Source organism: Rhodococcus sp. 4CII (genome assembly GCF_014256275.1).
GTDB lineage: Bacteria > Actinomycetota > Actinomycetes > Mycobacteriales > Mycobacteriaceae > Rhodococcus_F > Rhodococcus_F wratislaviensis_A.
On the sequence record NZ_JACCFE010000002.1, the window covers coordinates 3,610,025 to 3,630,431 of the forward strand.

At 67.2% G+C, this 20,407-nt stretch carries 19 protein-coding genes and 1 pseudogene; 14 read left to right on the forward strand and 6 right to left on the reverse strand.

The features are described 5' to 3' along the window. Positions 1-984: a GlxA family transcriptional regulator gene (locus H0B43_RS17490; protein WP_185726773.1), complete on the reverse strand. Its 984-nt coding sequence runs from the start codon at positions 982-984 to the stop codon at positions 1-3. 71 nt (positions 985-1,055) lie between these two features. On the opposite strand from H0B43_RS17490, the gene H0B43_RS17495 reads away from it, so the two are divergent. The 7 genes from H0B43_RS17495 to H0B43_RS17525 all read left to right on the forward strand — a co-directional run bounded on the left by H0B43_RS17495 (position 1,056) and on the right by H0B43_RS17525 (position 9,643). Further along, positions 1,056-2,357: an MFS transporter gene (locus H0B43_RS17495; protein ID WP_185726772.1), complete on the forward strand. Its 1,302-nt coding sequence runs from the start codon at positions 1,056-1,058 to the stop codon at positions 2,355-2,357. Between the two features lie 332 nt (positions 2,358-2,689). Continuing rightward, positions 2,690-4,543: a long-chain fatty acid--CoA ligase gene (locus tag H0B43_RS17500; RefSeq protein ID WP_185726771.1), complete on the forward strand. Its 1,854-nt coding sequence runs from the start codon at positions 2,690-2,692 to the stop codon at positions 4,541-4,543. Positions 4,544-4,582: 39 nt separating this feature from the next. Beyond that, entirely contained in the window at positions 4,583-5,344 is a 762-nt protein-coding gene (locus H0B43_RS17505; RefSeq protein WP_185726770.1) for a MerR family transcriptional regulator, read from the forward strand. A 49-nt stretch (positions 5,345-5,393) separates the two neighbouring features. Continuing rightward, complete coding sequence (locus H0B43_RS17510) at positions 5,394-5,783, forward strand: DUF5313 family protein (protein WP_141476624.1); 390 nt, start codon at positions 5,394-5,396, stop codon at positions 5,781-5,783. 164 nt (positions 5,784-5,947) lie between these two features. Further along, positions 5,948-7,570 carry an acyl-CoA carboxylase subunit beta gene (locus H0B43_RS17515; protein ID WP_185726769.1) on the forward strand — a complete coding sequence of 541 codons (1,623 nt, stop codon included), beginning with the start codon at positions 5,948-5,950 and terminating at the stop codon, positions 7,568-7,570. Further along, positions 7,567-7,836, forward strand: a complete 270-nt coding sequence (locus H0B43_RS17520) for an acyl-CoA carboxylase subunit epsilon (RefSeq protein ID WP_185726768.1) — start codon at positions 7,567-7,569, stop codon at positions 7,834-7,836. Before H0B43_RS17515 ends, H0B43_RS17520 begins: the two co-directional genes overlap by 4 nt. A 25-nt stretch (positions 7,837-7,861) precedes the next feature. Then, on the forward strand, positions 7,862-9,643 hold the full coding sequence (locus H0B43_RS17525; protein ID WP_185726767.1) for an acetyl/propionyl/methylcrotonyl-CoA carboxylase subunit alpha: 1,782 nt from the start codon (positions 7,862-7,864) through the stop codon (positions 9,641-9,643). Positions 9,644-9,653: 10 nt separating this feature from the next. Here H0B43_RS17525 and H0B43_RS17530 read toward each other — a convergent pair whose 3' ends face one another. Beyond that, positions 9,654-10,559, reverse strand: a complete 906-nt coding sequence (locus H0B43_RS17530; protein ID WP_185726766.1) for an IclR family transcriptional regulator — start codon at positions 10,557-10,559, stop codon at positions 9,654-9,656. A gap of 115 nt (positions 10,560-10,674) precedes the next feature. Here H0B43_RS17530 and H0B43_RS17535 point away from each other — a divergent pair, with 115 nt between their 5' ends. Together H0B43_RS17535 and H0B43_RS17540 are read left to right on the forward strand one after the other, a co-directional pair. After that, on the forward strand, positions 10,675-11,580 hold the full coding sequence (locus H0B43_RS17535; protein WP_185726765.1) for an oxygenase MpaB family protein: 906 nt from the start codon (positions 10,675-10,677) through the stop codon (positions 11,578-11,580). Between the two features lie 134 nt (positions 11,581-11,714). Further along, positions 11,715-12,116: a hypothetical protein gene (locus tag H0B43_RS17540; RefSeq protein WP_185726764.1), complete on the forward strand. Its 402-nt coding sequence runs from the start codon at positions 11,715-11,717 to the stop codon at positions 12,114-12,116. A 30-nt stretch (positions 12,117-12,146) separates the two neighbouring features. Here H0B43_RS17540 and H0B43_RS17545 read toward each other — a convergent pair whose 3' ends face one another. Together H0B43_RS17545 and H0B43_RS17550 are read right to left on the reverse strand one after the other, a co-directional pair. Next, entirely contained in the window at positions 12,147-12,824 is a 678-nt protein-coding gene (locus tag H0B43_RS17545; RefSeq protein ID WP_185726763.1) for a TetR/AcrR family transcriptional regulator, read from the reverse strand. Between the two features lie 36 nt (positions 12,825-12,860). Next, on the reverse strand, positions 12,861-13,706 hold the full coding sequence (locus H0B43_RS17550) for an SDR family oxidoreductase (RefSeq protein WP_185726762.1): 846 nt from the start codon (positions 13,704-13,706) through the stop codon (positions 12,861-12,863). A 41-nt stretch (positions 13,707-13,747) separates the two neighbouring features. Between H0B43_RS17550 and rraA the strand changes: the two genes are divergently transcribed. After that, positions 13,748-14,218 carry a ribonuclease E activity regulator RraA gene (gene rraA, locus H0B43_RS17555; protein WP_005563989.1) on the forward strand — a complete coding sequence of 157 codons (471 nt, stop codon included), beginning with the start codon at positions 13,748-13,750 and terminating at the stop codon, positions 14,216-14,218. Positions 14,219-14,488: 270 nt separating this feature from the next. Next, positions 14,489-15,742 carry an acyl-CoA dehydrogenase family protein gene (locus tag H0B43_RS17560; RefSeq protein ID WP_185726761.1) on the forward strand — a complete coding sequence of 418 codons (1,254 nt, stop codon included), beginning with the start codon at positions 14,489-14,491 and terminating at the stop codon, positions 15,740-15,742. 32 nt (positions 15,743-15,774) lie between these two features. On the opposite strand, the pseudogene H0B43_RS17565 reads toward H0B43_RS17560, so the two are convergent. After that, positions 15,775-16,596: pseudogene (locus H0B43_RS17565) on the reverse strand (helix-turn-helix domain-containing protein); the annotation flags it as partial. A gap of 318 nt (positions 16,597-16,914) precedes the next feature. Here H0B43_RS17565 and H0B43_RS17570 point away from each other — a divergent pair. The 3 genes from H0B43_RS17570 (at position 16,915) to H0B43_RS17580 (ending at position 20,088) form a co-directional block, all read left to right on the forward strand. Next, positions 16,915-18,408, forward strand: coding sequence for an aldehyde dehydrogenase family protein (locus H0B43_RS17570; RefSeq protein ID WP_185726760.1), 1,494 nt, complete (start codon positions 16,915-16,917; stop codon positions 18,406-18,408). A 103-nt stretch (positions 18,409-18,511) separates the two neighbouring features. Beyond that, the gene (locus H0B43_RS17575) at positions 18,512-18,691 is read left to right on the forward strand and encodes a hypothetical protein (RefSeq protein WP_185726759.1); all 180 of its coding nucleotides are present in this window, start codon (positions 18,512-18,514) and stop codon (positions 18,689-18,691) included. A 41-nt stretch (positions 18,692-18,732) separates the two neighbouring features. Beyond that, positions 18,733-20,088, forward strand: a complete 1,356-nt coding sequence (locus H0B43_RS17580; RefSeq protein WP_185726758.1) for a dipeptidase — start codon at positions 18,733-18,735, stop codon at positions 20,086-20,088. On the opposite strand, the gene H0B43_RS17585 is transcribed toward H0B43_RS17580, so the two are convergent. Further along, positions 20,079-20,306, reverse strand: coding sequence for an RNA-binding S4 domain-containing protein (locus H0B43_RS17585; protein WP_185726757.1), 228 nt, complete (start codon positions 20,304-20,306; stop codon positions 20,079-20,081). The genes H0B43_RS17580 and H0B43_RS17585 overlap by 10 nt on opposite strands. Positions 20,307-20,407: the final 101 nt, after the last annotated feature.

Sequence of the window (20,407 nt, forward strand, 5' to 3'; positions counted from 1 at the left end):
TCAGACCGCCCGAACCGCGTGGCCCCGAAACGTCCTGCGATACGCCGACGGGGGAACGCCCAGCACCGCGCCCATGTGCTGCCGCAGGGACGTGCCGGTTCCGAACCCGACCTCACGCGCGACGGCGTCGACGGACAGGTCCGTCGTCTCGAGCAGTTGCCGGGCGCGGTCGACGCGACGGGTGATCAGCCAGCGGTTGGGGGTGGTGCCCACCTCCTCACCGAAGCGCCGGGTGAACGTCCGCACGCTCATGTTCGCGTGCCCGGCCAGCCGGTTCAGCGACAGCGGTTCACCCAGGCGCTGCAACGCCCACTCCCGGGTCGCCGCGGTCGACTCCGACGTGGTCTCGGGGATCGGCCGCTCGATGTACTGGGCCTGCCCACCGTCGCGCCACGGCGGGACGACGCACCGGCGCGCGACCCGGTTTGCGACGTCCGACCCGTGGTCGCGGCGCACGATGTGCAGGCAGAGGTCGAGACCGGCGGCGACTCCGGCCGACGTGAGGATGTCCCCTTCGTCGACGAACAGCACGTCGGGGTCGACCCGCACCTGCGGATACGTGCGCTGGAAGTGCTCGGTGTTGCGCCAGTGGGTGGTGGCGCGCAGCCCGTCGAGGAGCCCCGCCGCGGCGAGGACGTAGGAGCCGGTGCAGATGGAGACGTACCGGGCGCCCGGCCGGACGAGTGCGAGCGCGGCCTCCAGGTTCGGGGGCAGACGGCCCTCGTCGTAGGCCGGGCCCAGTTCGTACGTCGCGGGGATCACCACGGTGTCGGCGGTGGCCAGGAGTTCGGGCCCGTGGTCGACGGCCACCGAGAAGTCGGCGTCGGTACGCACCGGCCCGCCGTCCGCGGTGCACGTCAGCACGTCGTAGAGCAGGTGTCCGTCGACGTCGTGGGCGCGGCCGAACACGCGCGACGGGATGCCGAGCTCGAACGGGATCACCCCGTCCAGCGCGAGCACGACCACCCGATGACGTTCCACCATGGCCAGATTCTTTCAGGTATTGTCATTCCGGCAACTGTTCCGACGGGACGCCGTCCCGCAGACTTACCGACGTGACGTCCGAGATCGCGCCTCCCGCACCCTCCGCCCAGGCGGCCCCACCCCGTCTGCACTACGCGTGGCTCGTCGCGGCCGTCGCGTTCCTCGCCCTCGTCGGAGCCGCCAGCTTCCGGGCGGCGCCGTCGATCCTGATCGACCCCCTGCACGAGGACTTCGGCTGGTCGCGGGCAAGCATTTCGTCGGCCGTGTCGATCAACCTGGTGCTGTACGGCTTGACCTCGCCGTTCGCCGCGGCACTGATGGAACGCTTCGGCATGCGGCGGGTGGTCACAGCGGCGCTGATCCTCGTGTCGGCCGGCAGCGGACTGACGGTCTTCATGACGGCCACCTGGCAACTGGTGCTGCTGTGGGGCGTGCTCGTCGGGCTCGGCACCGGTTCGATGGCGCTCGCCTTCGTGGCCACCGTCGTCGACCGCTGGTTCGTCGCGCGCCGCGGCCTCGTCACCGGCATCCTCACCGCGGGCAGCGCCGCCGGGCAGTTGGTGTTCCTGCCGATCCTCGCGATGGTCGCCGAGCACTACGACTGGCAGACGGTGGCACTGACCGTGTCGTTCGCGGCCCTCGCCGTCGTGCCGTTGGTCCTATTGTTCCTACGCAACCGTCCGTCGGACGTCGGGACGGTCCCGTACGGCGCCGGCCCCGACTACATGGTGGAACCACCCGCACCGACCGGCCGTGGCGGCGCCGCAGGCCGGGCCGTCGCGGTACTGCTCTCGGCGGCACGGACCCGGGTGTTCTGGTTGCTGGCCGGCACGTTCGCGATCTGCGGGGCCAGCACCAACGGGCTCGTCGGCACCCACTTCGTTCCCGCCGCACACGACCACGGCATGCCGGTGACGGCGGCGGCGAGCCTGCTCGCGGTGATCGGCATCTTCGACGTCGTCGGCACCGTCGCGTCCGGGTGGTTCACCGACCGGTTCGATTCACGCAAACTCCTCGGCATCTACTACCTGCTGCGCGGGATCTCCCTGATGCTGCTGCCGATCCTGTTCGCGGACACCGTGCATCCGCCGATGATCGCGTTCATCATCTTCTACGGACTCGACTGGGTGGCCACCGTTCCCCCGACGGTCGCGCTGTGCCGCAAGCACTTCGGCGACGAGGCCCCCATCGTGTTCGGCTGGGTGCTGGCGTCGCATCAGATCGGGGCCGGCCTGGTGGCATTCCTCGCCGGACTCGTCCGCGACCAGTTCGGCGGCTACGACGCCGCGTTCTATGTCGCGGGCGGGCTGTGCGCGATCGCCGCCGTGATGTCGCTGGCCATCGTCGCGAACCGCGCCCCCGTGGCCACGTGAGCTTCGAGGCGGCACAGGCCTCCCCCGCGCCGGGATCTCCGGGCGCCCTCAGGTCGTCGGCGCCGAACTCACATCATCGGCATCGGCATCCACATCGGCATGGACCAGCCCATGCTGTGCATCCACGCCATGAACATCTGCATCATGTCCATCATGTTCTGCGACATCGTTCTCACCTCGTGTTGCGACCCTGCCCGGTACCAGCAGAACCGAAATTCACCCTGGCACCGCCCCCTCTACCGACCGTAGGCCTGTTCCGGGGACGGCGCTTCGCGCGTTTCGGCGTCGGCGAAACCGCTCCCGCGAGCCGCACCGGTTCCTAAGATCGATACATGGCAGCTCAGCGCGCGTCGGACGAGGTCATTGACCGTTCCAAGATCGAGAATCGGGCTCCGTCGGTAGCCGCATTGTTCGTGGATCGGGTGGCGCACTCCCCCAATCGCGAAGCATTCCGGTACGTCGACGCGCAGGACCCGAACAAGTGGGTCAGCGTCACCTGGTCCGAGGCGGGGGACCGGGTGCGCAATCTCGCGGCCGGTCTCATCGTCCTCGGGGTGCAGCCCGAGCAACGCGTGGCGCTGGCCTCCGCCACCCGCTACGAATGGGTGCTCGCCGATCTGGCGGTGATGTGCGCGGGTGCCGCGACCACCACGGTGTACCCCACCACGACGGCAGCCGACGTCGCGTATATCGTCGCCAACTCCGGCAGCCGGGTCGTCTTCGCCGAGGACGAGAAGCAACTCGCCAAGCTCCGCGAGAACCGCGGCGAACTCGGCGACGTGGAGAAGGTCGTCCTCATCGACGGCGCCCCCGGAGACGGCGACGACTGGGTGATCACGTTCCAGCAGCTGCACGACCTCGGCGAAGAACTGCTTGCCGAGACACCCGACGCCGTGCACGACCGGATCGAGGCGATCGCCCCCGACGACCTCGCCACCCTGATCTACACGTCCGGCACCACCGGCAAGCCCAAGGGCGTGCGATTGTCGCACTCCGCGTGGACGTACGAGGCCGCCGCGATCGACGCCATTGGCATCCTCGACGCCGACGACCTGCAATACCTGTGGCTTCCGCTGTCGCACGTGTTCGGGAAGGTCCTGCTCACGCTGCCGCTGCAGATCGGTTTCGCGACGGCGGTCGACGGTCGCGTCGACAAGATCGTCGAGAACCTCGCGGTGGTCAAACCCACCTTCATGGGCGCTGCCCCCCGAATCTTCGAGAAGGCGTACGCCCGCATCCTGTCCACCGTGCGGGAGGAGGGCGGACCGAAGGAGAAGATCTTCGACTGGGCCATCGGGGTGGGGCTGCGGGTGTCGAAGGCCAAACAGGCCGGCAAGAGCCCGTCGCTGCTCGACTCGGTCCAGCACGCCGTCGCGGATCGGTTGGTGTACAGCACGATTCGCGAGCGTTTCGGGGGACGCCTGAAGTTCTTCATCTCCGGTTCCGCGGCCCTCAATCGTGATGTCGCGCAATGGTTCGACGCCGTGGGAATCGTCGTCCTCGAGGGCTACGGATTGTCCGAGACCAGCGCCGCGTCCTTCGTCAACCGCCCGTCGGCATACCAGTTCGGCAGCGTCGGCTGGCCCATCCCCGGCACCGAGTCGCGGATCGCCGACGACGGCGAAATCCTCATCAAGGGCCCGGGTGTCATGAGCGGGTACCACGAGAATCCCGACGCCACCTCCGAGGCACTCACCGACGACGGCTGGTTCCACACCGGCGACATCGGTGAGATCGACGACAAGGGCTACCTGCGGATCACCGACCGCAAAAAGGACATGTTCAAGACGTCCAATGGCAAATACGTCGCGCCGTCCGCACTGGCCGCCACGTTCAAGGGCATCTGCCCGTACGTCGGCGAGATCATCGTCGACGGCGAAGGCAAGTCGTACTGCGTCGCTCTCATCTCCCTGGACGCCGAATCCATCGGCGAATGGGCGCAGCAACACGACCTGGGCGGCAAGTCGCTAGCCGAGATCGCGAACGCGCAGGAGACCCGCAACCTCATCGGCGGGTATGTCGAGGAACTCAACTCCGGCCTGAACCGGTGGGAGCAGATCAAGAAGTTCCGCATCCTCGAACGGGAACTCACCGTCGAGAACGGCGAGATCACCCCGAGCATGAAACTCAAGCGCAAGGTCGTGATGACCAACTTCTCCGCCGAACTCGAGAACCTCTACAACTGAGTTGACCCTCACGCGACGTAAGGCTGCACGGTAGAAGACGTGAGCGAGAAACACACGGTGGGCGTCGTCGCCACGCTGGTCGGAGTGAGTGTGCGCACCCTGCACCACTACGACGAAATCGGCCTGGTGGCACCGTCCGACCGCACACCCGGTGGATACCGCAGCTATTCGGATGCCGACGTGGAACGTCTGCACCGCGTGCTGACGTACCGCGAACTGGGGTTTCCCCTCGGGGAGATCGCAGCCCTCCTCGACGATCCGGACGTTGATGCCCTCGCGCATCTTCGACGTCAGCACGCGTTGCTGAGCGAACGGATCGATCGCCTACACGAGATGGCTGCCGCCGTGGAGAAGATGATGGAGGCGAGAACCATGGGCATTCAGCTCACCCCCGAAGAGCAGAACGAGATCTTCGGCGACAACTGGCCGGGCGAGGAGTACGCCGCCGAGGCCGAGGAGCGCTGGGGCGACACCGACGCGTGGAAGCAGTCGCAGCGGCGCACCGCGAAGATGAACAAGGAGGACTGGAAGCGAATCAAGGCCGAGGGAGACGCATTCGAGGCCTCACTCGCGCGGGCGATGGCCGACGGCGTCGAACCCGGATCCGAGCGGGCCAACGCTCTCGCCGAGGAACACCGCGCCGGCATCGAACGGTTCTACGACTGCGATCACGCGATGCAGGTGAACCTCGCAGAGATGTACCTCGCCGACGACCGCTTCCGCCGGCACTACGACGACGTCGCCCCCGGTCTGGCGCAGTACGTCCGGGACGTCGTCGTCGCGAACGCGGAGCGGCAGTAGCAGGACCGGGGTTCACGTTCGCTCCGATTCTCGGCACTATCCTGAACCCATGTCCGATTCGCAGCGTCCCAGCCCCAGTCAGTACGTCGGGTATCTGTTCGGGCGCACCCTGCCGGATTCGATGCAGGACTGGGTCCGCAACGACCTCGTCGGCCCCGGCGCGTCCGTGCGGTACGTCCTCCGGTTCATGCTGCCGGTGGTCGCGGTGCTGGCGTTGTTCCTCCTCATCCCCGGTCCGATCTGGATTCCGCTGGCGATGATGGCTCTCCTTCTGCTCCCCCTGCTCTACTTTGCGGTCGCTCTGATGAACATCTACCGCCGGCACCGACTGCTCAGCCACGGCCTGGATCCGGACCTCGTCGGCGAGAAGGCGCAGCGCCGCGCCGACCGCACTCGCGAGGATTACGAGCGCCGCCACGGCCGCACCGAAGAGCAGTAGTCGCAGCGTGACGCATCGCACGACCCACCCGGAGTGATGAATTACACGTGAGCGATCGATAAGTAATGCGTTAAAGTGGCGGCGTCCGGTGGGTAACCCCACGAACCGCGCACCCACAGGTTCAGCGCAGGTTCCGACAGCCTCGACGGGAAGAGCAGTCATAGATGACAGTCACAGATTCGGCGGTCACGCCCGATATTCACACGACGGCGGGAAAGCTCGCCGACCTGCGTAATCGTCAGGCCCAGGCGCAGCACCCGAGCGGTGAAGCCGCGGTCGAGAAGGTGCACGCCAAGGGCAAGCTCACCGCCCGCGAACGCATCACCGCCCTGCTCGACGACGGCTCGTTCGTCGAACTCGACGCCCTCGCCCGGCACCGCAGCGTGAACTTCGGCCTCGCCGACAACCGCCCCGTCGGCGACGGCGTCGTCACCGGCTACGGCACCGTCGACGGCCGCGACGTGTGCGTGTTCTCCCAGGACGCCACCGTCTTCGGCGGCTCCCTCGGCGAAATCTACGGCGAAAAAATCGTCAAGGTCATGGACCTCGCCCTCAAGACCGGCCGCCCCCTGATCGGCATCAACGAAGGCGCCGGCGCCCGCATCCAGGAAGGCGTCGTCTCCCTCGGGTTGTACGGCGAAATCTTCCACCGCAACGTCCAAGCCTCCGGCGTCATCCCGCAGATCTCGCTGATCATGGGCCCCGCCGCCGGCGGCCACGTGTACTCCCCCGCCCTGACCGACTTCGTCGTCATGGTCGACCAGACCTCCCAGATGTTCGTCACCGGCCCCGACGTGATCAAGACCGTCACCGGCGAAGACGTCACCATGGAAGATCTCGGCGGCGCCCACACCCACATGGTCAAGTCCGGCGTCGCCCACTACGTCGCCTCCGGCGAACAGGACGCCCTGGACTACGTCAAGGACCTGCTGTCCTACCTGCCGTCCAACAACCAGGCCGCCGCCCCCCGGATGATCCCCACCGACCCGATCACCGGAGCCCTCGAAGACTCGCTCACCGCCGAGGACCTCGAACTCGACACCCTCATCCCGGACTCGGCGAACCAGCCCTACGACATGCACGAGGTCATCCGCCGCATCCTCGACGACGACGAATTCCTCGAGGTCCAGGCCGAACGCGCCGGCAACATCGTCGTCGGCTTCGGCCGCGTCGACGGCCGCTCCGTCGGCATCGTCGCCAACCAGCCCACCGTCTTCGCCGGCTGCCTCGACATCGACGCCTCCGAAAAGGCGGCCCGGTTCGTGCGCACCTGCGACGCGTTCAACGTCCCCATCATCACCCTCGTCGACGTCCCCGGATTCCTGCCCGGCACCGACCAGGAATACAACGGCATCATCCGCCGCGGCGCGAAACTGCTCTACGCCTACGGCGAGGCCACCGTCGGGAAGATCACCGTCATCACCCGCAAGGCCTACGGCGGCGCCTACGACGTGATGGGCTCCAAGCACATGGGCGCCGACGTCAACCTGGCCTGGCCCACCGCCCAGATCGCCGTGATGGGCGCCTCCGGCGCCGTCGGGTTCGTCTACCGCAAACAACTGCTCGAGGCCGCCCGCAACGGTGACGACGTCGACGCCCTGCGCCTGCAACTGCAACAGGAATACGAAGACACCCTCGTCAACCCGTACGTCGCCGCCGAACGCGGCTACGTCGACGCCGTCATCCCCCCGTCCCACACCCGCGGACAGATCGTGGCCGCCCTGCGCCTGCTCGAACGCAAAATGGTCACCCTCCCGCCCAAGAAGCACGGGAACATCCCGCTATGACCGCGGAGTTGGTCGTCGACGAGGTGCTCGACGAGATCGCGCTGGATGCCGGGCTCGCCGAGTCGCCGGCGGCACCGGCCGTGACGTTCACGGGCAACCCCAGCGACACGGACATCGCGGCGGTGCTCGCGGTGTTCGCCGCGATCGCCTCGTCGGCATCCGCGGCTGAAACGCCCGCGCCCGATACCGATTCGTGGGGAACGCCCGCACTCATTCTGCGTCGGCAAGTGGCCGCCGCTGCCGTCCTGGTCAACGCAGGCTACTGAACTGTAGAAAAGAGAAGACATTTCGATGAGTAGTGCACGTATTTCCAAGGTGCTTGTCGCGAACCGCGGTGAGATCGCAGTGCGGGTGATCCGGGCCGCAGCCGATGCCGGCCTGGCCAGCGTCGCCGTCTACGCCGAACCCGACGCCGACGCCCCGTTCGTGCGCCTGGCCGACGAAGCCTTCGCCCTCGGCGGACAGACCTCCGCCGAATCGTATCTGGTGTTCGACAAAATCCTCGACGCCGCCGCCAAATCCGGCGCCGACGCCATCCACCCCGGCTACGGCTTCCTCTCCGAAAACGCCGACTTCGCCCAGGCCGTGATCGACGCCGGCCTGATCTGGATCGGCCCCTCCCCACAATCGATCCGCGACCTCGGCGACAAGGTCACCGCCCGCCACATCGCCGAAAAAGCCAAGGCCCCGATGGCCGCCGGCACCAAGGACCCCGTCAAGAACGCCGACGAGGTCGTCGCCTTCGCCCAGGAATACGGTGTCCCCGTCGCCATCAAGGCCGCCTTCGGCGGCGGCGGCCGCGGCATGAAGGTCGCCCACACCATCGAGGAAATCCCCGAACTGTTCGACTCCGCCACCCGCGAGGCCGTCGCCGCCTTCGGCCGCGGCGAATGCTTCGTCGAACAGTATCTGGACAAGGCCCGGCACGTCGAAGCGCAGGTCATCGCCGACCAGCACGGCAACGTCGTCGTCGCCGGCACCCGCGACTGCTCCCTGCAACGCCGCTTCCAGAAACTCGTCGAGGAGGCCCCCGCCCCGTTCCTCACCGACGACCAACGCGCCCGCATCCATTCCTCCGCCAAGGCCATCTGCCGGGAGGCCGGCTACTACGGCGCCGGCACCGTCGAATACCTCGTCCAGGGCGACACCGTCTCCTTCCTCGAGGTCAACACCCGCCTGCAGGTCGAACACCCCGTCACCGAGGAAACCGCCGGCATCGACCTGGTGCTGCAACAGTTCAAGATCGCCAACGGCGAAAAACTCGACATCCTCGAGGACCCCACCCCCCGCGGGCACGCCTTCGAATTCCGCATCAACGGCGAGGACGCCGGCCGCGGCTTCCTGCCCGCCCCCGGCCCGGTCACCAAGTTCGTGCCCCCCACCGGCCCCGGCGTCCGGATGGACTCCGGCGTCGAAACCGGGTCCGTGATCGGCGGCCAATTCGACTCCATGCTCGCCAAACTCATCGTCACCGGCGCCACCCGCGACGAAGCCCTCGCCCGCGCCCGCCGCGCCCTGGCCGAATTCCAGGTCGAAGGATTGGCGACGGTCATCCCGTTCCACCGGGCCGTCGTCTCCGACCCCGCGTTCATCGGCGACGGCCAGTCCTTCGACGTCTACACCAAGTGGATCGAAACCGAATGGGACAACCAGATCGAACCGTTCACCGGTAACCAGCCGATCGACGAGGACGAGCACCTGCCCCGGCAGAACGTCGTCGTCGAGGTCGGCGGCCGCCGCGTCGAGGTGTCCCTGCCCGGCCAGTTCACCCTCGGCACCGGCACCGGCGGTGCGGCCGGCGCGGTCCGGAAGAAGCCCAAGGCCCGCACCCGCGGCGGCGCCCACGGCGGCGCCGCGTCCGGTGACGCCGTCACCGCCCCCATGCAGGGCACCGTCGTCAAGGTCGCCGTCGAAGAAGGCCAGCAGGTCGCCGAGGGCGACCTCATCGCCGTCCTCGAGGCCATGAAGATGGAAAACCCCGTCAACGCCCACAAGGCCGGCACCGTCACCGGCCTCGCCGTCGAACCCGGCGCCGCCATCACCCAGGGCACCGTCCTCGCCGAACTGAAATAGCCTGTCAGTACTACGGGTGGCGGCCGTGCATGGCGGCCGTCACCCGGGCTGCGGCGTCGCGGACCAGTTCGCCGATTTCCGCCGTCCGTACTCCCGACATCGGCCGGGACGCGTCGGCGACACACAGCACGACCGCGGGTTCACCGTCCCGGTCGAATGCCGCCGCATTGATCGACAGCGGCTGATAGCTGCCTTCCGGGTCTATGTCACCCACCACCGCATCCGCCGACAGTAGTTTGCGCGCCTCCCGCAGCGCGAGCGTCGAGCGGTGCCCGCCCACTCCGCGACCGCGGAGTTCGGAGACGGCACTGGCAAGCGAATGTGCTTGCTGCTGCATCGATTCCATCGCATACCCGCGCTCCCGGACCAGCGCGAGGGCCGGTTCGTACGTGGCCCGCAGATCGTCCGCCCCGACCCCCAGATCCTGCGCGCCGCGCGCGTACCACTCCTCGCGCTGTTCCTGCGGGTACCAGGCCGCGAGTCCCGAACCGATGGGGGGCGCGAGCAGCACCTTGTCGCCGAGCCGCAGGCCGAGGGTCCCGCGTCGTCCGCCGACGGGTTGCACGACCTCGGCCACCACCACGTCGGCGCCGGACTGCACGAACGCGATGGACGCCATGTCGGACGCGTCGGCCAGTTCGTGCATCACGGACCGCGCCAGGTCGACGACGTCCGTGGCCGTCGAGGCGGCGCGACCGATCGGGATGAGCGCCGGGCCGAGACGGTAGGTCTTGCGGGTGGGGTGCCGGATCAGCCAGCCGGCGTCGGTCAGTGCCACGACCATCGGATAGCAGGTCGCCTTGGCGACACCCAGGTGCCGGGCGATGTCGGCAAGGCTGCGGGGCGTCTCCGGCTCATCGGCGAGGAGTTCCGTGAGCATCACGATGCGTTCGGTCTGCGGTGAATTTCGTGCCATGTGTTCGCATAATGCCACTCTGGCGTCGCACTGTGACAGGGGATACAGTCTAGCCATCTGAACGATCGCTAAATTGCCTGGCCATCTGTCACAGCCGCTGCAGGAAGTGAAACCCATGAAACGCTTCGATCTACGTCGCCGGACCGACCGCCTCGATCCCGAGACGCAGTACGAAGAGATCGCCCGGATTCTCGCAACGCAGGAGTTTCCGTGGGACATCAACCAAGCCCTCAGCTTCGCGTTGTTCCGGACGTACGCGGTGCCCAGCATCGGCAGGCTGCTGTTCGAAACGGGCGAATTCACCGAACGCGTGCAGAAACGCTACGACGACACCGGCCTGATCCTCGATGCCGTCCTCGAAAACGGCCTGACCAGCGACCCCGGCCGCGCCGCCATCCGCCGGATGAACCAGATGCACGGTTCCTACGACATCTCCAACGACGACATGCGTTACGTGCTGTCGACGTTCGTGGTGACCCCGGTGCGCTGGATCGACGACTTCGGCTGGCGGAAACTCACCCGCAACGAGATCGTCGGATCCACCAACTACTACCGGGCGCTCGGCAAGTACATGGGCATCAAGGAGATACCCGAGACCTTCGAGGCGTTCGAGACGTTCCTGGACGATTACGAGGGGGAGCACTTCCTGTTCGACGAGGGCGGCCGCGCCGTCGCCGACTCCACACTCGACCTCCTCTGCACCTTCCCACCGAACAACCTTGCCCCCGCGCCCCTGATCAAACGGTTCTCGTGGGCGCTGATGGACGACCCGCTTCTCGACGCGTTCGCCTACCGGAGGCCATCCCGCCTCGTGCGGACGCTGTCCCGTGCGGCATTGAAGGCACGGGCACGCCTGGTCCGGTTCTACCCCGTGCGCACCGTGCCCAAGTTCGCGCGCGACCTGCCCAACATTCGCAGCTACCCGAACGGGTACGAAGTGGAGAAACTGGGCACGTTCCCCAGAACGTGCCCCGTGCAGCACACCGACAGTACGCTCGCGCGGGAAAACACCTCATCCTGAACCGTTTCGAGATCCTAATCGCCGGAAAGCCGTGTGTTCGAACTATTTTCGGATGCACGGTGAGTCGGGGCGGGTATCGGAGGGTACTGCCGTAACGTGGCCGCGCGTAGAGACCGTCGACAGGAAGGGATTCTGTGCACTTCTCGCGAGGGACCTTGACCATCGCCGCACTGGCAGGAGCGGCCTCACTCGCTCTGGCCCCCACGGCAACCGCCGCCACCACGTACCAGATCAACGTCGTCCCACCGATCGGAACCGTCTACGCCAACAATTTGGTGACCCTCGGCGCGATCGTCACCCCCACCCCGACGGGCACGGACGGCACCACCCCGCTCGAGCTGGAACTCACCGATCCCTCCGGCGACGTGACCGCGCGGACGATCCCCCTCACCCTGGGCGCCGGGACGGCCGCGATCCGGACCCACGAGGCCGGCCGCTACACCGCCGTGTTCACGTTCGCCCCACCGAACGGCGAGCCGACCGAGACGACGACGGAGTTCGACGCCGTCGGATCCGGGCTGGGACTGGGGAGCTGACGGCACCTGCCGCGCCGAGGCGCATCGCCGTCAGACGTCGGCGGTGCGCTTCTTCTTCGGCTTCACCGGGTCTTCGGTAGATCCCACCGTCTTCATCGCGATCTCGACGTACTTGCGCGCCACGGCATCCGGGGTCAGCTTGCCTTGGGCGTGATACCAGCGCGGAATCGACTGGCACATGCCGAGAAGCGCCCGCGTCGTCTCCGCGGCATCCGACACGTCGAAAAGTTCGCGCTTCTTGCCTTCCTTGACGATCTCGAGGACCAGTTCCTCCACGCCCTTGCGGACGGTGCGGTAGCGCTGCCGGTTCTCCGGGCTCAGGTACCGGACCTCGCTCTCGAGCGCCGCCAGCCGGGACCGCATGGTCATCCGCAGCACGATCGCCTCGATGACATTGGCGAGCCGCTGCACCGGATCGTCGCCGCCGTCGGCGCTCGCGGCGTGTGCCCGCTCGAGGACGTCGCTGGTGGACAGCTCGAGAAGCGCGAGGAGAACGGCTTCCTTGTTCTCGTGGTGGTAATAGAGAGCGGGTACCGTGACACCGACCCGTCGGGCGATGTCGCGCACCGATGTGCCGTGGAAACCGTGTTCGTAGAACGCGTCGAGGGAGGCGCTGAGGATCGGCGTCAACTTCGTGGGTTCGAGGCGACGCCAGTCTGCGACGTTGCCGGCCGCGGTGGGCGTCGCACCATTGGATGAGCTGACCATCAAAGACCTATCTACCGCTCGCTATGCCAGGACGGCTCAAGTGTAGCTGTAAAGGTAGTCGGCGAAGGTCTGCGGCGGGCGCCCGGTAAGCGTCTCGACGTCTCCCGTCACTACCGCCAACTCACCCGCCGCGATCGCTGCGTACGAGGTCACCCACCCTGCGACCGCGAAGTCCGGCGCCCCGAAGCGAGCGCGGGACGCGTACGCCTCGTCCAGTGTCTCGTTCACGAAACTCACCGAACGTCCGGTCACCCGGGTGATCGTCGCGGCGGCCTCGGTGAGGGTGAACGCCTCCGGACCGGTCAGGCGGTAGGTGACGCCGTCGTGGTCGCCGTTACCCGTGGTGAGGACCGCCGTCACGGCATCGGCGACGTCGTCGGGCGCCACCGCGCTCACCCGGCCGTCCCCGGCGGGACCGCGGATGACGCCCTGCTCGTCGGCCATCAGCGGGATCATCGACTGATACCAGCTGTCCTGGAGGAACGTGAACTTCAGCCCACTTTCCCGGATGTGCTGCTCCGTGAAGTAGTGGTCGCGTCCGAACGTGAACGTGCACTCCGGCGCCGCTCCGAGAAACGACAGGTAGACGATCCGCTCCACCCCGGCGGCGCGGGCGGCGTCCACGACGGTGCGGTGCTCGTCCCGTCGGGTGGCGCTCTCGTGACCCGAGACGAGGAACAGCAACCGGACGCCGTCCAGCGCCGCGGTCATCGCCGGACCGTCGGCGTATGTGGCCACGGCGAACGCCGAGTCGAAGTGCTCGGCGAGCGGCGCGAGTCGCTGCGCGTCACGCCCGATCAGCCGGACACCGGCGCCGCCGCCGAGCCGCTCGAGCACCTTGCCGCCGATGGACCCCGTCGCTCCGGTCACTGCAATGGTCATGGCCCGCATTCTCCCAGCGACCGCCCTCTATCCTGGCGCGTATGACTGAACCCGTGGCAACCGCCGACCTGGCAGACGAGATCGGACCCGACATCCGGAGCTGCGACACGCAGTTCATCCAGTTCGGCGGCCGTGAAGTGTTCTCCGGCCCCATCACGACCATCAAGTGCTTTCAGGACAACCTGCTGGTCAAGCAGACCCTCGGCGAGCCCGGCAACGGCGGCGTCCTCGTCGTCGACGGCGATGCCAGCATCCACACCGCCCTCGTCGGCGACATCATCGCAGGCCGCGGCGTCGACAACGGCTGGGCCGGAGTGATCGTCAACGGCGCGGTCCGCGACTCGGCGATCCTGAAGACCCTGGACATCGGCGTCAAGGCGCTGGGCACCAACCCCCGCAAGAGCACCCAGACCGGCTCCGGTGAGAAGAACGTCCCGATCGAGATCGGCGGCGTCACGTTCAACCCCGGCGAGACCGTCTACAGCGATCAGGACGGCGTCGTCGTCCGCTGATTCGAGAGAGCGAGCACCCCTATCCGTGCGTCGCCCGCCAGGAATAGGCCGGCAGGCAATCCCAGCCGCCCCTTCTCCTGGCGCGGCGACGACCCACATTCCCTCCGCCTCCACACCGGTCCGATCCTTCTGGCGCAATTGTCCAGCGCAGTCGGCGCATCGGTCCAAGCCTGGAGGACGTACTCCGCGCCACCATTGATTACCGAGCTCGGGATGTGTTCGAGCTCACACAATCGTCGTAGTGTGGCAACAGCGGAGGAATCGATCACCATGGCCATCAACTTTGACCTGAGCCCGGAACAAGCCGGCCTGCAGAAGGCGGCGCGATCGTTCGCCGAAGAGAGACTCAGCCTCGTCGAGGGCGTGATCGCACCCTTGGCCACGCCGGAGGCGCGGTTCGCGGCGATCAAACCGTTCTACCAGGACATGGTGAATGCCGGTTTCCTGAAGGCACTGCTCCCCGTCGAATACGGCGGAACGGCAATGCCGTCGCTCGACTTCGCCTTGGCCGCCGAGGAACTGACGCGGGCAGATATCAATGTTCCGAGCGCACTCCTCGGCACAGGTCTGGGGCTGCAGCCGATCATCCACTTCGGGAACGCCGAACAGAAGGCCACCTTCCTGCCACCTTTCGCGGGCGAGGAACCTCTCCTGGCGGCATGGGCGTTCACCGAGACCAGCGGGGGTGCGAACTTCGACACCACCGACACGTCGGGCGGGATACAGACCTTCGCCCGATTGGACGGGGACGAGTGGGTCATCAACGGTGACAAGCACTTCACCACCAATGGTTCGGGGTGGGATGGGAACGGTGCCGCACTGATCAGCGTTCTGTGCCGGACCGACCCGAACCTGCCGCCGCAGGAATCGGCAGCCGTGATCGTCGTCCCCGGCGACACCCCGGGTATCACGATCGAGTCCTACATCGACACCATGGGCCACCGGGCGACCGCCTCCCCCCGCATCACGTTCACCGACGTCCGGGTTCCCGCCGGCAACCTCATCGGAGGACCCGGTGACGGGATGGAGATCGTCCGCAAGACGTTCAACTGGACGTCCTCCCTCATCGGGGCGGCGTGCGTCGGGCGGATGCGGGCGGCATTCGACTACGCGTACGAATTCGCCAGGACCGACAAGCGATCCGGGCCCGTCCCGATCATCGACTACCAGAATGTCGGCTACATGCTCGTCGACATCAAGACCCGCATCGAAGCTGCGCGTTACTTCACGTGGAAGGCCTGCGACCTCTACGACAAGACCGGTGGCGCAGACGAGGAACTCGGTCACATGGTGAAAATTTATGCGTCCGAGCTCGCGGTGCAGACCGTGTACGACACGATGCGCGTGGTGGGGGTGAACGCGTACGGAGACCAGACCCCGATCGCCGGAATCATGGAAGACGTCTTGTGTTTCCCGCTGTACGACGGAGGGAACATGGGTGTCCGCCGTCGCCAACTGCACGCGTTGCTGAAGCGCCCGGATTTCGATCCGATGCAGTCCGCCGGCGGGATCGTGGCCGGCTGATCCGCCGGGATGCGGCACGACTCCCGGTACTGGGAGGGTGTGCATTCGAGATGGCGCCGGAACGTGTGCGTCAGATGCGAACTGTCGCAATATCCCCAGCGGGTAGCGATCTCACTGAGCCTCACCGAATCCGGTGCCATCTCGAGATCGCCCATCGCCCCGCGGAGCCGCTCGTCCCGGACACACGCCGAGAAGGTGGTGTCGACGGACTGAAACAGTCGATGGAGCGTGCGGACGGAGATCGCGGCCTCCCGCGCGGCGCCGTCCGCGGTGACCCGTCCGAGTGGGATGGCCGAGCGGACATAGTGCCGCACGATACGGCGTAACGCCGCATCTCGGCGCTCGTCGTCGGACTGTGCGGAGCGTCCCCCTCGGGCGGCGGCGATCGCAGTGAGAACGTCGGCGAACGATCGCTCCAGCGCCTTCACCGTGATGTCGTCCAGATTCGGTCGTTCGCTCCACAGTGCGGACATCATCGTTCCGACGATGTGCCCCGCTCCGGACGTCGTGTCGACGGCGCACGACGTCGCGTCGTCGACACGGACAGTCGAATTCCACTGTTCCCGGGGAACCCGAAAAGACAGGACCCGCCAACTGGTGTCGTTCGCCGGCTCCCTGAACTCGAGGGAGTACGGACGGGTGGTGTCGAATACCGCGAAACTACCCGGCTGGACGATGCACCGGCGGCCGTCCTGTTCCCCGTAGCACGACCCCGACAGCTGCAGGTTGACGAACAGCGCATCCAACGGCGTCCGGCGGACCTCGTCGCGCCCGTGGGTCAGCAGTTGAGTGCAGGAGGAAATTTCTGCGCAGTTCGTCTCGGCGAGTGGTTCCGACCGCACCCATCCCGGCATTCCCTCCGCAGTAGCACTGCGATCGAGTTGTGCACGCCCCCGATGAGGAGACAGCGGCGTGAACGCCTCGCACACCACATCACCCCAGTAGCCGGCCTGATCGCGCGCACTCAGGCTGGAGGTAGACCAATAGGGCACATCGTCCTCCGAGTTCGCGGGTGCCGGGACGTGCGCGGGACCAGCACGCACGACTTAGATTCTGCGCCTTCACCCACCCCTGTCAATGGATCGAGACCGTGAGAGGTGGCCCACCGCGCCGCCCCTCACACCAATTCACCCACCGCCCCAGAAAATCCGACACCATCGAGGAGTACCACCATGACAACCACGTCGACGGCACTGTTGCCGGAGGTATCCGCGTTCCTGAGCGCACCCGTTCTGCACCTGATCGACGGCCTGCAGGTGCCCGCGGCCTCAGGCGAGGTCTTCACCACGTACAACCCCTGCACCGGCGAACCGCTGACGCAGGTGGCGTTCGGCGGGACGCCGGACGTCGATCGGGCGGTCGCCGCGTCCCGACGCGCGCTCGAGGGACCGTGGGGTCGGATGACACCCGCGCAGCGGAGCAGGATCCTGTGGCGGGTCGGCGACCTCCTGGAAGAGCGGGTCGAGGAGTTCGCGCTGGTCGAGGCGCTCGACAACGGAAAACCGCTGACCTACGCCCGTCTGGTCGACGTGCCGCTGTCGGCGGACTGGTTCCGGTACATGGCCGGCTGGCCCACCAAGCTCGAGGGCACCACGATTCCCGTCACCTCCGCCGCCGCACCCGGTGACTACCTCGCGTACACGGTCCGGGAGCCCGTCGGCGTCGTCGCCGCCATCGTCGCGTGGAATTTTCCGCTGCTGCTGGCCGCGTGGAAGCTGAGCCCTGCCCTCGCCGCCGGCAACACGGTGATCCTCAAGCCCGCCGAGCAAACCCCGCTCAGCGCAGCCCTTCTCGGTGAAGTGCTCCGCGAGGCCGGCGTCCCGGACGGGGTGGTGAACATCGTGCAAGGTGACGGCGAGAACGTCGGCGCCGCCCTTGCCGCCCACCGCGGCGTCGACAAGGTGTCGTTCACCGGCTCCACGGAGGTGGGTCGGCACATCGTCGGTGCCGCCCGCGGCAACTTGAAGAAGGTGACCCTCGAACTCGGCGGCAAGTCACCGAATATCGTTTTCGACGACGCCGACATCGACGCCGCGATCGAGGGCGCCGCGATGGCGATCTTCTTCAACCAGGGTGAGGCCTGCGAGGCCGGATCCCGGTTGTTCGTGCAGTCGACGGTGTACGACCGGGTCGTGGAGGGTGTCGCAAGGATCGCAGCGGAGATGAAGGTCGGCGACAGCCTCGACCCGGACACCCAGATGGGGCCGTTGGTGTCACAGAAGCAACTCGACACCGTGCTCGGCTACCTCGACAGCGGCCGCGCCGAAGGCGCCACGGCGGTGACGGGCGGCCGACGTAAGGGCGAGATCGGCTACTTCGTCGAACCCACCGTCCTCGTCGACACCACCCCCGGGATGCGGGTCGTGCGTGAGGAGATCTTCGGGCCCGTCGTCACCGCCATTCCCTTCGACGACGCCGACGACATCGTCCGCGCCGCGAACGACACCGACTTCGGGCTCGCTGCCGGAGTCTGGACGTCGGACGTGTCGAAGGCGCACACCGTGGCGGCGAAGCTCAAAGCCGGCACCGTCTGGATCAACAGCTACCACGTGCTCGACCCGGCCCTGCCGTTCGGCGGGTACAAGCAGTCGGGTTGGGGTCGTGAGCACGGCGCCGCAGTGCTCGACGCCTACACCGAGACGAAAACCGTGATCCTCAGGAAGTGACGGAGACTCGCACCGATCGGCGGTTCGGTATCCATCGGTACCGAACCGCCGCGAGGCTCCGAATACCGACGCAATAATCCGGAGTAAGCCGTTCCCCCGCGCGATGCTCGTGGCCACGGGTCTGGTGCTCGGCAACTTCATCCTTCCGGCCGTCGCGATCAGTTGGGTAGTGCCCGCCGAGAAACCGTCGCTCACCACGGGTGTGATGCGCAGCGGGCGCCTGGTGATCGCCGTGTACTGCCCGGGAAGTCGGCGGAATTCGAGTCCGCCGTCGACGATCTGAAACTCGTGGACGAGAATTAGCGAAACCCCGAGGAGGCGCACATGTCCGACGACATCCGTTCCAAGGTAGCCGGGCTGATGCCGACGGCGCGTGACGAACTCGCCGAGTTGGTGGCAATGCGGTCGGTGGCCGATCCGCGGCAGTTCCCGCCGGAGGAGTGTGTGCGCGCCGCCGAGTGGGTTCGGGACGCGTTCCTCGGAGCCGGGATCGGACAGGTCGAACTGATCGAAACCTCCGACGGTTCACACGCCGTCGTCGGGCATCAGCCCGCACCGGACGGCGCGCCCACCGTGCTGCTGTACTGCCACTACGACGTTCAACCGCCCGGCGACGAGAAGCTGTGGCACACCGACCCCTTCACGCTCACCGAGCGGGACGGGCGCTGGTACGGGCGCGGCGCTGCCGACTGCAAGGGCAACATCGTGATGCACCTGCTGGCGCTGCGTGCACTCGGCACCCCGTTCCCCGTCGGGATCAGGATCGTCGCCGAAGGGTCCGAGGAAATGGGCACCGGCGGGCTCGAAAACCTCGTCGAGGCCAGGCCCGAACTCTTCGACGCCGACATGATCCTCGTCGTCGACACCGGCAACGCCGCGGTCGGCCTGCCTACCGTCACCACCACACTCCGCGGCATCGCGAACGTCGTGGTCCACGTCGAGACCCTGGCCGGGGAAGTACATTCCGGCATGTTCGGCGGACCCGCCCCCGACGCTCTCGCCGCCCTCGTCCAGATGCTCGCCACCCTCCGGGACCGGGACGGCAACACCGTCGTCGACGGTCTCGACTCGGACCAGACGTGGACGGGTGTCGACTACCCCGAGGCGCAGTTCCGCGCGGACGCTGGTGTGCTCGACGGGGTCCGCCTCGCAGGCTCTGCCTCGATCGCCGACGCCGTGTGGGCGCGGCCGGCGCTGACCATTCTCGGCATCGACTGCCCGCCCGTCGTCGGATCGGCCGCCGCCATCTCGCCGCGCGCATCGGCCCGCCTCAACCTGCGGGTCCCGCCCGGCACGGACCCGCGGAAGGCGCAAGACGCACTCGCCGCGCACCTCGAGAACGCCGCCCCGTGGAACGCGCGGGTGAAAGTGGAACGCGAGGCGGTGGGCTCCCCGTTCCGCGCGACCACCGACGGTCCCGGTTACGCCGCCCTCGGCGCGGCGATGGAAGAGGCGTTCGGGAAGGAACTCGGAACCGCCGGACAGGGCGGCTCCATCCCCCTGTGCAACGTCTTCTCCGCCGTCGTCCCGAGAGCGGAGATCGCGCTGATCGGCGTGGAGGAACCGCACTGCCTCATCCACGCCCCCAACGAGAGTGTGGATCCCCGCGAAATCGAGAACCTCGCCGTCGCCGAGGCACTGTTCCTGCGGAAGTTCGCGTCCGCGGACCGTCAGGCCTGAGCGCTCACCCGCGCCGTCATCCCGCCGATCTCCACGACGTCCCCGTCCCGCAGTTGCCGTCCCCGCCGCACCTCGACCTCACCGTTCACCGACACCAGTCCGTCGGCGATCACTTCCTTCGCCTCGGCCCCCGACTCGATGAGGTTGGCGAGCTTGAGGAATTGGCCGAGACGAATGGATTCGTCTCGGATCGGCACGGCGTCGTGAATGTCGGACATGCCTCTATCTTCCCTCTCCACCCAAATCGCGGCCCGACGGCTCACACTGAACACTGGAACATCTGTCTCCCGTGATCGGTACGTATCTCTTGCCGGGAAGG